The organism is Rhizobium sp. L43 (assembly GCF_002531725.1).
Lineage (GTDB): Bacteria > Pseudomonadota > Alphaproteobacteria > Rhizobiales > Rhizobiaceae > Rhizobium.
This window is the reverse complement of the sequence record NZ_NWSQ01000006.1, coordinates 54,819-70,923: the sequence shown is the minus strand read 5'-3', so window position 1 is coordinate 70,923 and position 16,105 is coordinate 54,819. Positions and strand designations below refer to the sequence as shown.

Annotated in this window: 13 protein-coding genes; 7 read left to right on the top strand and 6 right to left on the bottom strand. The window is 62.0% G+C overall.

All coding sequences use genetic code 11. The features are described 5' to 3' along the window. Nucleotides 1-24: 24 nt before the first annotated feature. The 5 genes from xylA to CO667_RS09625 form a co-directional block, all read right to left on the bottom strand. A complete protein-coding gene (gene xylA, locus CO667_RS09645) occupies nucleotides 25-1,335 on the bottom strand; it encodes a xylose isomerase (RefSeq protein ID WP_097618172.1) in 1,311 nt (436 codons plus the stop codon). Between the two features lie 182 nt (nucleotides 1,336-1,517). After that, complete coding sequence (gene xylB, locus CO667_RS09640) at nucleotides 1,518-2,972, bottom strand: xylulokinase (protein ID WP_097618171.1); 1,455 nt, start codon at nucleotides 2,970-2,972, stop codon at nucleotides 1,518-1,520. 19 nt (nucleotides 2,973-2,991) lie between these two features. After that, a complete protein-coding gene (locus CO667_RS09635; protein WP_097618170.1) occupies nucleotides 2,992-4,014 on the bottom strand; it encodes a LacI family DNA-binding transcriptional regulator in 1,023 nt (340 codons plus the stop codon). 208 nt (nucleotides 4,015-4,222) lie between these two features. Next, on the bottom strand, nucleotides 4,223-5,818 hold the full coding sequence (locus CO667_RS09630) for a DHA2 family efflux MFS transporter permease subunit (RefSeq protein ID WP_097618169.1): 1,596 nt from the start codon (nucleotides 5,816-5,818) through the stop codon (nucleotides 4,223-4,225). A gap of 27 nt (nucleotides 5,819-5,845) precedes the next feature. Beyond that, nucleotides 5,846-7,057 (bottom strand): HlyD family secretion protein, encoded by a 1,212-nt coding sequence (locus tag CO667_RS09625; protein ID WP_097618168.1) that lies wholly within the window; start codon nucleotides 7,055-7,057, stop codon nucleotides 5,846-5,848. Nucleotides 7,058-7,207: 150 nt separating this feature from the next. Here CO667_RS09625 and CO667_RS09620 point away from each other — a divergent pair, with 150 nt between their 5' ends. From CO667_RS09620 to lysS, 5 genes are all read left to right on the top strand, one after another. After that, entirely contained in the window at nucleotides 7,208-7,888 is a 681-nt protein-coding gene (locus CO667_RS09620; RefSeq protein WP_097618167.1) for a TetR/AcrR family transcriptional regulator, read from the top strand. Between the two features lie 105 nt (nucleotides 7,889-7,993). After that, entirely contained in the window at nucleotides 7,994-8,833 is an 840-nt protein-coding gene (locus tag CO667_RS09615; protein WP_097618166.1) for an AraC family transcriptional regulator, read from the top strand. 106 nt (nucleotides 8,834-8,939) lie between these two features. Beyond that, a complete protein-coding gene (locus tag CO667_RS09610; RefSeq protein WP_097618165.1) occupies nucleotides 8,940-9,689 on the top strand; it encodes a TerC family protein in 750 nt (249 codons plus the stop codon). 244 nt (nucleotides 9,690-9,933) lie between these two features. Then, complete coding sequence (gene gltX, locus CO667_RS09605) at nucleotides 9,934-11,400, top strand: glutamate--tRNA ligase (protein ID WP_097618164.1); 1,467 nt, start codon at nucleotides 9,934-9,936, stop codon at nucleotides 11,398-11,400. Between the two features lie 22 nt (nucleotides 11,401-11,422). Then, nucleotides 11,423-12,919, top strand: a complete 1,497-nt coding sequence (lysS, locus tag CO667_RS09600) for a lysine--tRNA ligase (protein ID WP_097618163.1) — start codon at nucleotides 11,423-11,425, stop codon at nucleotides 12,917-12,919. A 67-nt stretch (nucleotides 12,920-12,986) separates the two neighbouring features. Here lysS and CO667_RS09595 read toward each other — a convergent pair whose 3' ends face one another. Further along, nucleotides 12,987-13,736 (bottom strand): hypothetical protein, encoded by a 750-nt coding sequence (locus CO667_RS09595; protein WP_097618162.1) that lies wholly within the window; start codon nucleotides 13,734-13,736, stop codon nucleotides 12,987-12,989. A 179-nt stretch (nucleotides 13,737-13,915) separates the two neighbouring features. Here CO667_RS09595 and CO667_RS09590 point away from each other — a divergent pair, with 179 nt between their 5' ends. Together CO667_RS09590 and CO667_RS09585 are read left to right on the top strand one after the other, a co-directional pair. Continuing rightward, nucleotides 13,916-14,824, top strand: a complete 909-nt coding sequence (locus tag CO667_RS09590; protein WP_017995223.1) for a LysR family transcriptional regulator — start codon at nucleotides 13,916-13,918, stop codon at nucleotides 14,822-14,824. A gap of 120 nt (nucleotides 14,825-14,944) precedes the next feature. Continuing rightward, nucleotides 14,945-16,105 carry an ABC transporter substrate-binding protein gene (locus tag CO667_RS09585; RefSeq protein WP_097618161.1) on the top strand — a complete coding sequence of 387 codons (1,161 nt, stop codon included), beginning with the start codon at nucleotides 14,945-14,947 and terminating at the stop codon, nucleotides 16,103-16,105.

Genomic DNA, 16,105 nt, shown 5'->3' with positions numbered 1-16,105 from the left:
GCGGGTGACCGCCGGCGCGTTTTATCAGACGTAACGGTTGACGACGTTCTCGAGCAGTTCCTGCTTGCCCGATCTCGGCTGCGGGTTGACGTCCTTGCTCTCGACCCAATGGGCGATCTCATCAAGCGAATATTCGCCGCGGAAGAGCTTCTGACTTTCAGCCGAATCCCATCCGGCATAGCGGTCCGCGAGCGGCTGGGAGAGCGCCTTGTCCTCGATCATCTTGGCAGCGGCCTTGAGGCCGCGGGCGCAGCAATCCATGCCGCCGATATGGCCGATCAGCAGATCGGCCGGGTCGAGCGACTGGCGGCGCAGCTTCGAATCGAAGTTGGTGCCGCCGGTCTTGAAGCCGCCGCCTGCCAGGACGTGATAGTAGGCAAGCGCCATTTCCGGAACATTGTTCGGGAACTGGTCGGTATCCCAGCCGGACTGGTAGTCGTTGCGGTTCATGTCGATCGAGCCGAAGATGCCGAGCGCATTGGCAAGCGCCAGTTCGTGCTCGAAGGAGTGACCGGCAAGGATCGCGTGACCCTGCTCGATATTGAGCTTCACCTCATTTTCAAGACCGTGCTTCTTGAGGAAGCCATAGACGGTCGCAACGTCGTAATCATACTGGTGCTTGGTCGGCTCCTGCGGCTTCGGCTCGATCAGGATCGTGCCCTTGTAGCCGATCTTATGCTTGTATTCGACGACGAGGTTGAGGAACCGTCCGAGCTGGTCGAGCTCGCGGCCGATATCGGTGTTGAGCAGCGTCTCGTAACCTTCGCGGCCGCCCCAGAGCACGTAGTTCTCACCGCCGAGCTTCTGCGTGGCGTCGATGCAGGTCTTGACCGTCGCCGCAGCGAAGGCAAACACATCCGGATCCGGATTGGTGGCTGCACCCGACATATAGCGGCGGTGCGAAAACAGGTTCGCCGTGCCCCAGAGCAGTTTGGTGCCGGTAGCGGCCTGCTTTTCGGCGAAATAATCGACGATCTCGTTGAGGTTCCTGGTGTTTTCGGCGAAATTCTTGCCCTCCGGACGCACGTCGGCGTCATGGAAGCAGTAGTAGGGCGCGCCGAGCAGCGAGAAGAATTCGAAGGCGACGTCGGCCTTCAGCTTGGCGGCCTTCATCGTGTCCTCGAACCAGGGACGCAGGAAGGTCTGGCCGCCGAAGGGGTCGCCGCCAGGCCAAGTGAAGGTGTGCCAGTAGGCCACCGCAAAGCGCAGATGGTCTTCCATGCGTTTGCCCATGACAATCTCGTCCGGCTGGTAGGAGCGGAAGGCCAGCGGATTGGTGCTGTCGGGGCCTTCGTATTTTACTTTCTGGATATCGCCGAAAAATCCGGTGCTCATGTTGGGGTCTCCTTGGGTTCGTATCTCTTAGCAGTTCTGAATTGTTGGTCTGCGCCGTAGGCCCCCTCATCCGACCCTTCGGGCCACCTTCTCCCCGAGGGGGTCCGAAGGACGGGTCGAGACACGTGGCTCGACCCCGGTCGGTGCCGGCAGGCGGATGAGGGGGCCGCTGGCTCCAGTTCTCAATGCACCAGCGATTTGATCGCCGGGTAGAGCGCGCGGTAGCGCTTGTAGGCGTCCTCATAAGCGCCGCTCAGCGCCGACACCGGCTCGATCGTGCCTGACGTCACCGGCGGCGTGCAGACGGCGATCGGGTCTGCCCCTGTTGCAGCGATCAGGCCGAGACGGGCGGCGCCGAAGGCCGCTCCGAAATCGCCGTCGGCAGGCAGGTCGACGGGAACGCCGAGGGCGGTCGCGATCGATGCAAGCCAGTAGCGCGAGCGCGAACCGCCGCCGATCGCCGTGACGCGGGATATGCCGGTACCGGCCGAACGCAGCGCTTCGAGATTGTCGCGAATGGCAAAGGCGACACCTTCGAGCACCGCCTGGGTGAGAACGACACGGCTGCTTTCATGTTCGAGGCCGATGAAGGCGCCGCGGATGACGGCATCATTGTGCGGCGTGCGTTCGCCGGAGAGATAGGGCAGGAAGGTGACGCCGGTGGGCGCCTTCAGCGTCTCGCCGAGTTCGCCGGTGAGATCGGCGGCCGACTTGCCGGTCACGCCGGAATGCCAGTTGAGCGCATCGGTGGCCGACAGGATGACGCCCATCTGGTGCCAGGTGTTCGGCAGCGCGTGGCAGAAAGCATGCACGGCGCTTTCCGGCTTCGGCAGATAGGAGCCGTTGGCGGCAAAAAGCACGCCCGAGGTGCCGAGCGAGACGAAGGCGGCGCCATCGCTGACCGTGCCCATGCCGCAGGCCGAGGCCGCATTGTCGCCGGCGCCGCCGGCAACGATGACATCGGCTGATATGCCCCATTGCGCCGCCAGCTCAGACCGCAGCTTGCCGGCCTGTTCGGTGCCTTCGACGAGCGCCGGCATCTGCTCCTCTGAAAGATTGGTGGCGGCCAGCAGCTCGGACGACCAGGCGCGCTTGCCGGTGTCGAGCCAGGAAGTGCCGGCCGAATCCGACATTTCCGAGATATATTCGCCGGTCAGCCAAAGACGCAGATAGTCCTTCGGCAACAGCACCTTGGCGATCTTGGCGAAGACATCGGGCTCGTGCTTCGCGACCCAGGCGAGCTTCGGCGCCGTGAAGCCGGGGAAGACGATGTTGCCGGTGAGCGCGCGGAAGCGCGGATCGGCATCGAGGGCCGCGGCCTCGACGTAGCTGCGCGTGTCGTTCCAGAGGATGCACGGGCGCAGGACCTTGTCGCTGGCATCGATGAGCGTCGCGCCGTGCATCTGGCCGGAAAGGCCGATACCCTTGACTGCCGCAAGTTCGTTCGGATGTTTCGCCTTTAGGCCCGCGACAGCCTCCTGCGTGGCGCGCACCCAGTGAGCCGGCTCCTGCTCCGACCAGCCGGAATGCGGACGCGAAACGTCGAGCGAACCATTGGCCGAGCCGACGATCTTCTGATCGCCGTCGATCAGCATCGCCTTGACGCCGGAGGTTCCGAGATCGAGACCGAGATACATGGGGTATTCTCCTTTGCCGTTACGGCAGATTGTCTTTCAGGAATATGTCGAGGCGGATGCGCTCCTGCGCTTCGATGACGGCAAGCCCGTCCGCCTTGGCTTTCAGCACACGGATCGCGCTGCGTACCTCATGGCCGGCGTCCTGGTTGAGGATCGCATCGATCGTGTTGTCGAGGAGTGCTGCGCGGGTGTGGGGGGTCAGCTCGTGGGCGATCACGGTCAGCGTCCGATCGACGGACTTCTCCTTCAACGCCCGGATCAGACCGCGATTGCCGGCGCCGAGGCTGTAGACGCCGACGATGCCGGCATTCCCGAGCGCGTCGGTAACGAGCCGATGGGCGACCTCCGGGTCGTCGCGACCTTCGAGAACCGGCAGGATCGCCAGATCAGGAAATTCTTCGGCCAGAACAGAGGTGAAGCCCTCCAGCCGCTCGCGATGGTCGCGCACCAGCATGGAGCCGGCGAGCACCGCAATCTCGCCTTTTCGCGGCCCGAGAAATCGCCCGAGCAGCCGGGCGGCCGTGCGGCCGGCGGCGATATTGTCGACGCCGGCATAATGATGGCGCAGCGACCCGGTGAGATCGGAAACCAGGGTGACGATCGGAAAGCGCTCGCGCACCAGCCTGTCGACAGCGGCGCGCACGTCGGGCGCATCGGTCGCCACCATCGCGATGCCGCATGGTTTTTCCCGGGAAAGCTCTTCAAGCACGGAGACGAGGGCCGTGGGATCGAAGGCCGGCACTTCGATGGTGCGGATATCGGTACGCTCGGCCGGCGAGCGGAGGACCGCCTGCCGGATTTCGGCATTGAGCCCATGCATGAAGGAATTGTCGCTGGCCGGAAGGATGAAGACCAGGGGATAGGTGCGCCCCTTGGCGAGATTGGCGGCGGCGACATCTCTGATATAACCGAGCTCGCGGATCGCGTTCTCGACCTTCTCCCGCGTGACGTGACGCACACCGGGACGCTGGTTGAGAACCCGGTCGACGGTCGCGAGACTGACACCGGCGGCGGCAGCGATATCGTGAACAGTTGGCCTCATCATTCCTCCTGACGAGACCATTAGCGCCAAATTTGATGTACGTAAATCAAAAAATCGAACGAGCCAATTTCCTCGTCGATTTTCCAGCATGGATGGGCTGAGATGGGCTGATCCGCCAGCAATCATCCACCTGATGGCACGGAAGCCGGAAAACCGCAACAAAAAGGCCCTCCGGAGAGGGCCTTTTCAAGCGGCGGCAGGCCGGAGGTCAGTGGCCGCCACCGCCTCCCCCGCCTTGCGGCGCGGGTTTCTTGATCATGGCGACACCGAAGATCATCGCGACAAAAAGCGCGGTCAGGATCAGGAATATATCGCTGAAAGAGAGGATGACCGCCTGCCTGGTGGCAAGGCCGACCATCTGCTTGACCGCGACCGAGGCGCCATCCATGCCGTAGGTGTTGAAATTGGCGGCCATGTTGTTCATCTGGTCGACCGCCGCCGGATTGCCCCAGTCCATATTCTCCCGCAGCCGCTCGTAGTGCACGTCCTGCCGGTTGGTAAGCACAGTGTTGATGACGGCAAGGCCGACGGCGCCGCCGAGATTTCTGGTCAAATTGAACAGGCCGGACGCACCGCGAATGCGCGAAGGCGGCATCGTACCAAGCGCGATGTTGTTGATCGGCACCATGCACATCATCAGCCCGAATCCGCGCAGGATCTGCGGGATGAAGAGTTCGTAGAAATCCCAATCCGCCGTCAGGTGGATCATGATGTATGTGCCGGCGGCGAAGCTGGTGAAGCCGATCACCATCATCAGGCGCAGGTCCATCTTCGTCGACAGCCGACCGGCGATCGGCGCGGTGAAGAACATCGCAAGCCCGGAGACGAACATCGTCTCGCCGATCATCAGCGAATCATAGCCGCGGATACGGCCGAGATAGACCGGGTAAATATAGGTGAGACCATAGAGGCCGATCCCCATGACGAAGGAGAAGATCGAGCCGAAGGAGAAATTCCGGTTCGAAAAGGCCTTGAGGTCGACGACGGGGAAATCCACCGTGAAGGCGCGGTAGAAGAACACAATGGCGGCAACGCCGGAAGCGACGGCAGCAATCACGATCGAACTGTCGTTGAACCAGTCGTTCGAATTGCCCTCTTCGAGCACATATTCCATCGCGCCGAGGAAGATGCCCATCGAGAACAGCCCCCACCAATCGAACTTCTTGAAAAGCGACAGTTCCGGCTTGTCGAAATCGATGAAGTTCCAGGTGACGATCGTGACGATGATGCCGGGAACGATATTGACGAGGAACAGCCAGTGCCACGAAAACGCATGGCTGAGATAACCGCCAACGGTCGGGCCGATGGTCGGCGCCAGCGTCGCGATCAGGCCGATGATCGGCGAGACGATGCTGCGCTTCGACGGCGGAAAAATGGTGAAGGCGGCCGCAAACACCGACGGGATCATGCCGCCGCCGATGAAGCCCTGGATGGCGCGGTAGACGATCATCTGGTCGATATTCGTCGCCGTCGCTGCAAGCGCGCTGGCCATGGTGAAGCCGGCGGCCGAGATCGCAAAGAGATAACGCGTCGAGATGATGCGCGCCAGCGTGCCCGACAGCGGGATCATGATCACTTCGGCGATCAGATAGGCGGTCTGCACCCAGCCGACCTCGTCGCTGCCGGCCGAAAGGCCGGCCTGGATTTCGGCAAGCGAGGCCGAGACGATCTGAATGTCGAGGATCGACATGAACATGCCGAGCACCATCGCGAAGAAGGCGATGAGCTTTCTCGGATCCATGCGATCCTCGGCATGGGCAGGCGCCGGAATCGCTCCCGCTGTAGCTGTTGCGCTCCCGGCCATCAGACCACCTCCGCCTTTCCGAAAGGCTTACTTGCTCGGCGCCGTGCGGGTATCGACGTCGACGACGACGCTGAGGCCCGCGCGCAGACGCCCGCTGTCGAGCGCATCCTGCGGCAGCGCGATGCGCACCGGCACCCGCTGGATCACCTTGGTGAAATTACCCGTCGCATTTTCCGGCGGCAGCAGCGAGAAGACCGAGCCGGAAGCCGGCGAGATCGATTCGACGGTGCCGACCACAGGATGGTCGCTATAGGCGTCGACATGGACGTTGACCTTCGAGCCGGCAACCAGATGCTGGATCTGCGTTTCCTTGAAGTTGGCGTCGATATAGAGCTGACGCACCGGAACGAGCGCCATCAAGCGCTGGCCGGGCGAGACGAGATCGCCTTCCTGGACCGAGCGGTTGCCGACAATGCCGTCATAAGGCGCCTTGAGCACGGTGAAGGAGAGGTCGCGGGCGGCTTTGTCGCGCGAGATCTCGAGCGAACGGACCGAGCCTTCCGCCTCCCTGCGTTGGGACTGGAGAATGGTGACGTTGGCATGCGCAACCGCGATGTTGGCGTCGCCGCCGGCAAGATTGGCTTTCGCCTGGTCGAGGGCGATGTTGGCGTTGTCGAGATCGGCAGCCGTGCCGACCGACTTCGCCTGAAGCTCGCTCTGGCGCTTCTGGGTGATCTCGGCGCCGCGAACGGCCGCTTCGAGCGCCACCTTCTGCGCCTGCGCCTGCACGAGGCTGGCATTGGCGCCTTCGATCTGCGCGTCGATGCGCTGCAGCGAAAGCTGTTCGGTGGCAATCTGGGCCTGGGCCAGGTCGAGGGCGTTCTGATAGTCGCCGTTATCAAGCGTGGCGAGTACGTCGCCCGCTTTGACTTCCTGGTTGGCGACCACATTCACCTTCGCGACGTAGCCCGTGACCTTCGGCGAAATCGTTGCGATATCGCCCTCGATGTAGGCGTCGTCGGTCGACACCATGAAGCGGCCGTTCGTCCACCATTCGTAACCATACCAGCCGCAGCCGGCGAGAAGAGCAAGCACGACGATCGGCAGCACCGGGCTGCGGCGCTTCTTGGCAGCCGCGGGCGCGGCAACCGAAGCCGGCGCCGACTGCGCCGGAGCAGACGGCTTTTCCAGGGCTTCCGCCGTCGGCACCTCAACGGTCACGACCTCGGCCTTTGCCTCTTCGGCTCCGGCGTTTTCGCTGACGATCCGCGCGACGTTGCTTTTCTGGTTGCTCGACATGGCCACTTTACCGATCTGGAGTAAATAATCGAACTGAACGGTTCGGTTCAGTTGACTTAAACCTGTTTTACCGTCATATCAAGGTGTACAGAACCAATCGGTTCGATTTCTTTAAAGAAAATATGAAACCGTGAACACGGTTAAGGAGACATGACGCTGAAACCCGACCATGCCGCCGTCTTCAGCCCCCCCGTCGGTGGAGGCCGATTTGCCGCGGGCGAAGATCCGGCCAAACGCCAGCAAATTCTCGCCGGCGCCAAGCGCGTCTTCATGAAAATGGGTTTCGACGCCGCCAGCATGAACGACGTGACGCGCGAGGCCGGTGTCTCCAAGGGCACGCTCTACGTCTATTTCACCAACAAGGAAGAACTATTTTCGGCGATGATCGAGGCCGAGCGCGCCGCCTTCGTGGCGGCCGTGCGCACGGCCCTTGCCGAACATGACGATCCCGAAACCGGCCTGTACGAATTCGGGATAAGCTTCGTCACCCATATGACCGACGAAAAGGTCATCAATGCGATGCGCACCGTTCTCGGCGTGCGCGACCGCATGCCGGCGCTCTCTCAGCGCTTCTTCAAGGGTCCGGAAAACCTGCGCACCATCATGCGCGACTTCCTGGAACGGCACGTTGCCGAAGGCCGGCTCGAGATCGACGACATCGACCTGGCCGCCGGCCAGTTTCTCGATCTCGCCAGCGGCAGTTTTTTCAAGCTCCGCCTGTTCGGAAGCATGGAAGGGCCGCCGTCCCGCGAGGAAATCGACCGTGTCATCCGCGGTGCGATCCGGGTTTTCATGGCCGCCTACGGCGCGCGCCGGCACGAGACCACCTGACCGCATCCTTGACCGCCGCGCTCTATCGGCCAAAACTCCGCAAGAACGATCAAATCCGGCTGCCGGCTTTTCTTTAAGGAAGAGGTCGCAACCAGGAGAGTGAGGATGAGCGCCGTCGGACGGGCGATCTGGTTCATAGAGAGCCATTTCGAAAACGATCTATCGCTGGAAGAGATATCGGAAGCCGCCGGATTGTCGCGCTACCATCTGTCGCGCGTCTTCGGGCTCGTCACCGGCCACTCGATCAGCGGTTATATAAGAGGGCGGCGTCTCAGCCGCGCCGTACCCGCGCTCGTCGGCGGCTCATCCACCATTCTCGAGGTTGCGCTTTGCGCGGGCTACGGCTCGCACGAGGCTTTCACCCGTGCCTTCCGCGACCAGTTCGGCATGACGCCGGACGCGGTGCGCAGACAGGGGCACGCCCGTAACCTTATCTTGCTGGAGCCGATCAGAATGGACCCCGCCCACCTCAACGACCTCGAACCACCCCGCTTCGAAACCCTGCAGCCAATGCTCCTTGCCGGTCTGCAGGAGATCTATCCCTATGGCGGCAACGCCGCCATCCCCTCTCTCTGGCAGAAGTTCAATGCCCATTTCGGCCATATCTCCGGCCAGAAAGGCAACGTCGCCTATGGCGTCTGCACCCATATTACAGGCGAAGCGGAGAAATTCCGCTATATGGCCGCAGTCGAAGTCTCCGATGCCGGCGATCTGCCGGCGGATTTTGCGACGCTCAAGCTTCCCGGCCAGCGCTACGTCGTCTTCACCCATCGCGGCCATGTCTCCGGCATTTCGGCGACCATGAACCGGATTTTTGGTGCATGGTGGCCGACTTCAGGCCTGGAGCACGGCGACACACCCGACATGTTCGAACGCTACGACGAGCGCTTCGACCCCTATACCGGCATGGGCGTCACCGAAATCTGGTTGCCGATTAAGGAATAAAAGTCACATCGATTTCGTATACCCCCTTGCGGCGCTTGCGTGGCGGGCCGCCGACACTACATTGCGCGCGTCATCCAATCATGTGACGCAAGAGGGATATAAGCTGATGCAGGAAATCATGACGCTCATTCAGGATCCGGCCGCCTGGGTGGCGCTCATCACGTTGGTGGTGATGGAAGTCGTTCTCGGGATCGACAACCTGATCTTCATTTCCATTCTCACCAACAAACTGCCGCCTGAGCACCGGGAGAGAGCCCGCAAGATCGGCATCGGTCTTGCCCTCGTCATGCGCCTGGCGCTGCTCGGCACCATCGCCTGGATCGTGCAGCTGACCGAACCGCTGTTCGAGGCCTTCGGCCATGGCTTCTCCTGGAAAGATCTGATCCTGATCGCCGGCGGCTTGTTCCTCGTCTGGAAAGCCACCAAGGAAATTCACCACACCGTCGACCCCTTGGACCACCAGGAGGATTTCATCGCAACGTCGGCAACGACAGGCTTTGCATCGGCGATCGGCCAGATCCTGCTGCTCGACCTCGTCTTCTCGGTCGACAGCATCATCACCGCTGTCGGCATGACGCCGCATCTGCCGATCATGGTCATTGCCGTTGTCGCCGCCGTCACCGTCATGCTGGTCGCCGCCAACCCGCTTGCTAACTTCATCGAGAGGAACCCGACGATCGTCATGCTGGCGCTCGCCTTCCTGCTGATGATCGGCACGACGCTGATCGCCGACGGCATGGGCTTCCATGTGCCGAAGGGCTACGTCTACGCCGCCATGGCCTTCTCGGCGCTGGTCGAGGTGCTGAACATGTTCGCCCGCAATGCCCGCAAGCGGAAGCGCGAAGGCGCGCATTGAGGCTGAAGCGGGAGGCGCGGCGAAACCGGCGCGCCTCCCCTCGCCGCCATTGGGCCTTTGCAGACGTGGTTTTTCTTGACGCGCCCGGTTGAATATGGCCTAAGGCCAGCCGAACGGACGATCGGCGAATGGTGCGGGCGAATGCCCTTTTTTGGCCGGTTTGCCGATGAAGATATCTGCATCCTTCCGGCCGAACATCGCTTTCCCGCGAATACCGTCCGGCATTCATTGACGGGCACACACAATGACAGTTTCCGGGACAGCTACCGGCGTCCGCGTCCGCATCGCTCCCTCGCCGACCGGCGAGCCGCATGTCGGCACCGCTTATATCGCTCTCTTCAACTACCTCTTTGCCAAGAAGCACGGCGGCGAGTTCATCCTGCGCATCGAGGATACCGATGCGACGCGCTCGACCCCGGAATTCGAGACGAAGGTGCTGGATGCCCTGAAATGGTGCGGGCTGGAATGGAAGGAAGGCCCCGATATCGGCGGCCCCTACGGCCCCTATCGCCAGTCCGACCGCAAGCCGCTGTACCAGCCCTACGCACAGGAGTTGCTGGACAAGGGGCATGCCTTCCGCTGTTTCTGCACGCCTGAGCGCCTCGAACAGATGCGCGAGGGCCAGCGCGCCGCCGGCAAGCCGCCGAAATATGACGGTCTCTGCCTCAGCCTGACGGCCGAGGAAGTCACCTCGCGCATGGCCGCCGGCGAAACGACCGTTATCCGCATGAAGATCCCGGCCGAAGGCTCGTGCGACTTCACCGACGGCGTCTATGGCGATGTCTCGATCCCGTGGGATTCCGTCGACATGCAGGTGCTGATCAAGGCCGACGGCATGCCGACCTATCACATGGCCAACGTCATCGACGACCATCTGATGAAGATCACTCATGTGGCGCGCGGCGAAGAGTGGCTGGCTTCGGTGCCGAAGCACATTCTGCTCTATCGCTATTTCGGCTGGGACCAGCCGGTCTTCATGCATCTGTCGCTGATGCGCAATGCCGACAAGTCGAAGCTGTCGAAGCGCAAGAACCCGACCTCGATCTCCTATTACTCGGCGCTCGGCTATATCCCGGAAGCGCTGATGAACTTCCTCGGCCTGTTCTTCATCCAGATCGCCGAAGGCGAAGAGCTGTTGACGATGGATGAGCTCTCCGAGAAGTTCGATCCGGACAACCTCTCCAAAGCCGGCGCGATCTTCGACATCCAGAAGCTCGACTGGCTGAACGGCCGCTGGATCCGCGAGAAGCTGTCCGAGGAAGAATTCCAGGCGCGCGTGCTTGCCTGGGCGATGGAAAACGACCGCCTGAAGGAGGGTCTGCGGCTGTCGCAGACGCGCATTTCCAAGCTCGGCGAACTGCCCGATCTCGCCGGCTTCCTGCTGAAGTCCGATCTCGGCCTGCAGCCGTCCGACTTCGCCAAGATCAAGTCGCCGCCGGAAGAGATCCTGGAGATCCTCAACACCGTTCAGCCGGATCTCGAAAAGATTCTGGAATGGAATGTCGAGACGATCGAAGCCGAGCTGCGCGCCATCGCCGACCGCATGGGCAAGAAGCTGAAGGTCGTGGTCTCGCCGCTCTTCGTCGCCGTGTCCGGCTCGTCGCGCTCGCTGCCGCTCTTCGATTCCATGGCGATCCTCGGTCGCTCCGTGGTGCGCCAGCGCCTGAAGCTTGCCGCGCAGGCCGTCGCCGCCCTCGTCGGCTCGAAGTAAGAACAGTCAGAGGATTTCGACAATGGCTGACAACAAGACCGAAAACACCCTCTCCTCCGACGCAACTGAGGTGCGCGCCCAGAAGCTGAAGCTGCTGCGCGAGCAGATCGGCGACGTCTATCCGGCGCATTTCCACCGGACGATGACCAATGCCGAGCTGGCTGCGAAATACGACGGGCTGGAGCCCGACACAGAGACGCAGGATGTCGTCACCGTTGCCGGCCGTGTCTATTCCTCGCGCAACTCCGGCATGTTCATGGACATCCACGATGCGGGCGGCAAGATCCAGATCTTCAGCCACAAGGACACGACGTCGGAAGAGGCCCGCGGCCTGCTGCCGATGATCGACATCGGCGACATCATCGGCGTCACCGGCATCGTGCGCCGCACCAAGCGCGGCGAACTGACCATCAACGCCCAGAAGATCGAAATGCTGACCAAGTCGCTGCTGCCGATGCCCGAGAAGTGGCACGGCCTCTCCGACATCGAGCTGCGTTATCGCAAGCGCCATCTCGACATCATGACCAATGAGGATTCGAAACTTCGCTTCCAGCAGCGCTCGAAGATCGTCTCCGGCATCCGCCGCTTCATGGAGAATGACGGCTTCATGGAAGTCGAAACGCCGATGCTGCAATCGATCTATGGCGGAGCCACCGCCGAGCCGTTCAAGACGCATCACAACACGCTGAAGCTCGACATGTATCTGCGCATCGCGCCGGAACTGTTCTTGAAGCGCACGCTGGTCTCGGGCCTCACCGACAAGGTCTTCGAGATCAACCGGAACTTCCGCAACGAAGGCGTCTCCACCCGGCACAATCCCGAATTCACGATGATGGAATGTTACTGGGCCTATGCCGATTACGAGGACATGATGGACCTCGTCGAGCGGCTGTTCGAAGGCCTGGCGCTCTCTATTCACGGCACGACGGAATTCGATTTCGGCGACAAGCGCTTATCCTTCAAGGGGCCATTCAAGCGCGTGCCGATGCCCGATGCCGTCAAGGAAGCAACCGGCATCGATTTCCTCGCCATCAAGACCGACGAGGAGGCGCGCGCCGCCGCCAAGTCTGCCGGCTTCGCGGTCGAGAAGGATTGGACCTGGGGCGAATGCCTCGCCTTCATCTTCGAGGAAAAGGTTGAAGCCACGCTGATCCAGCCGTCTCATGTCACGCATTTCCCGAAGGACATCTCGCCCTTCGCCAAGGAAGTGCCGGGCGAGCCGCGCCTGGTCGAACGCTTCGAGACCTATTGCAACGCCTGGGAACTCGGCAACGCCTTCTCGGAACTCAACGACCCCGAAGAGCAGCGCCGCCGCATGGTCGAGCAGCTCGAACAGGCGCATGCCCGCGGCGAAAAGGAAAAGCAGCTGGACGAGGAATTCCTCGACGCGATCGACCAGGGCATGCCGCCGGCAGGCGGCCTCGGCATCGGCGTCGACCGCCTGATCATGCTTTTGACCAACGCGCCGTCGATCCGCGACGTCATCCTCTTCCCGGCCCGCCGCAACAAGGCCGACTGATAGAAGAAAACATGAGAAGAACGAAGCGGAGTGCTAGCCGGCGCTCCGCTTTTTTCATGCCATCCGTTCAATGGGTCTTGGCCGGCGCGGTTTCCGGCGGCTCTTCGGCCGGTGCCTCCGCCACGACATCGGCGCCGGCGCCCTCATGGGCAGGTGCCTCTTCGCCTTTGGCTTCGGGAGCTGCGCCGTGGCTGCCGCCCTCAGCCTTCTTTTCCTTGCCCTTTTCCCCGCTCTTCGTCGAGCCGACCGCAACCGGATCGACGCAATCCTCGGGGTCCTTGAAGGCGGCGCTGATCATGGCGATCTCGTCGGACGGCATGTCTATCCGCTCGCCGAAGAACAGCCCGTTTTCGCTGGCCTTGCCGTCATAGTAGCGCGCCGTATAGGGCTTGTCGTCGAGGCCGGGAACGGCCTTGTCGGGATGCGGGATATAGACGACGTCGGCGCCGATCGCCCGGCCGCGAATGTCGGCGCGCAGGGTGGGGCCGTTCCCGTCGAGCACCACCACCTGCACCAGATCCGGCTTCTGCGCGGCATAAACGGCCTGGGCGACACGAAGTGCCGTGGTGACGCGGGTCATTCCGTCGGTCGGTTCCGTCTTGATGTATTTGCGCACCCAGACGTGATCCTGCTTCCGGATCGTCACCAGGTTGACGTCGCTGCATTCGAGCCCGTAGCCACCACCGGCAGCACCGATCAGCCTGTCCTTGCCGACATAGATGGCCGCACCGCCGGAAACGCCCGCCAGAAGAGCGACTCCACCGATGATGATTGCCAATTTCCGGGAAGGCCGGAAGATGCGCAGTAAGGCCTTCACGCCAACTGCTCCGCCATCTGAAACTCCAACGCAGGACAAGTGCTGAGAACGTTAAGGAAATCACGTTTCCGAAAGTTTAAGTGGGCGCGTGAAGCCTGCGCCATTTAAAGAAAACACCAAAAAAGGTCCGCTTTTCCAGGCCGCTTGCCACGGCCTATTCCACCATGCTCTAAACGCTGATGGCCTTCACGCTTCGTCAGGTTCAATATTTTGTCGCCGTCGCCGAACAGGGTTCGGTGACACGCGCCGCACAGAACCTTTCGATCTCGCAATCCTCGGTGACGGAAGCGCTGAAGGAACTCGAAACCGACCTCGGCGTCGCGCTGTTCGAGCGCCATCCGCGCGGCCTGACGATCACCCATAACGGCCACCAGTTCCTACGTCACGCGACGAAGATCCTGGCCTCCGTCTCCGATGCCCGGACCAGTTTCTCCGGCCAGCAAAGCGCCCTCTCCGGCACGCTGAATATCGGCGTCACCTCGCTTGTCGCCGGCTACGTGCTCTCCGACCTCCTGGCGCGATACCGGCGTGCCTGTCCGGGCATCGAGGTCAGCGCCATCGAGGACAATGGCGGCTATCTCGAACACCTCCTGGTCGGCGGCGAACTGGATGTCGCCGTCATGGTGATCTCAAATCTGCGCGACCGCATGGCGCTGCAGGCGGAGATCCTCGAAACCTCGCCCTACCGTCTATGGCTGCCGATGGGCCATCCACTGGTATCGGCCGACATCATCTCGGTCGCCGACATCGCCCGCGAACCGCTGATCATGCTGACGGTCGACGAAATCGAGGAAAACACCGGCAAGCTGCTCTCAGCACTTGGCGCCCGCCCACATGTCGCCTTCCGCACCCGCTCGGTAGAAGCCGTGCGCAGCCTGGTGGCAACAGGCGCCGGCGTGGCGCTGCTTCCCGATCTCGTCTACCGACCATGGTCGCTCGAAGGCGACCGTATCGAAAGCCGCGACGTCTCCGGTTCGCTGCCGGTCGTCCAGGTCGGCATGGTCTGGCGCAAGGGTTCCAGCCTGCCGCAGGCGGCACGCGATTTCGTCGGCATCGCCGAAAGTCTGCGCTCCGGCCGCATTCGCTGATATCGGAATTTCCGATATCGGCTTTCTGATAAATGAATTTGCGAAAGCGGCTTTTTCGCGTCACCTTTTCATCCGGGAACAAACCGCCACGGAAAGTGGCACCAGACCGGGAGACGGATGATGACCAATCTGTTGAAATCCTGCACGGCGGCACTCGCCTGCCTGAGCTTTGCCACGCAGGGGATCGCCGCCGAACCGCTGAAGGCGCTCGGCAAAGGCGAAGGCGCGGTCAGCATCGTCGCCTGGGCCGGTTATATCGAGCGCGGCGAAACCGACAAGAACTACGACTGGGTCACCGATTTCGAAAAGGAGACCGGCTGCAAGGTTTCCGTCAAGACCGCCGCCACTTCGGATGAAATGGTCTCGCTGATGAACGAGGGCGGCTTCGACCTCGTCACGGCATCGGGTGACGCGTCACTCCGCCTCATCGCCGGCAAGCGCGTCCAGCCGATCAACACCGATCTGATCCCGAGCTTCAAGACCGTCGACGAGCGCCTGCAGAACGGCCCGTGGTACACGGTCGGCGGCGTGCATTACGGCGTGCCCTATCTCTGGGGGCCGAACGTGCTGATGTATAATACCGATGCCTTCAAGGACAAGGCGCCGACCAGCTGGAACGTTGTCTTCGAGGAGCAGACGCTGCCCGACGGCAAGTCGAACAAGGGCCGCGTCCAGGCCTATGACGGCGCGATCTATATTGCCGACGCCGCCATATATCTGATGGCCCACAAGCCGGATCTCGGCATCAAGGATCCCTACGAACTGACCGAGGACCAGTACAAGGCCGCCCTCGACCTTTTGCGCGGCCAGCGCAAGCTGGTCTCCCGTTACTGGCACGACGCGATGATCCAGATCGACGACTTCAAGAATGAAGGCGTCGTCGCCTCCGGCTCCTGGCCCTTCCAGGTGAACCTGCTGCAGGCCGACAAACAGAAGATCGCCTCCACCTTCCCGGAGGAAGGCGTCACCGGCTGGGCCGACACGACCATGCTGCACGCCGACAGCGAACATCCGAACTGCGCCTATATGTGGATGGAACATTCGCTGAAGGCCAAGGTCCAGGGCGACGCCGCCGCCTGGTTCGGCGCCGTGCCCTCCGTTCCCGGCGCCTGCAAGGGCAACGAACTGATGGGTGAAGCCGGCTGCGCCACCAACGGCTTCGATCACTTCGACAAGATCAAGTTCTGGAAGACCCCGGTCGCCAAATGCACGACCCAGAGCGAATGCGTGCCCTATCATCGCTGGGTGTCGGATTATATCGGCGTGATCGGCGGGCGATGA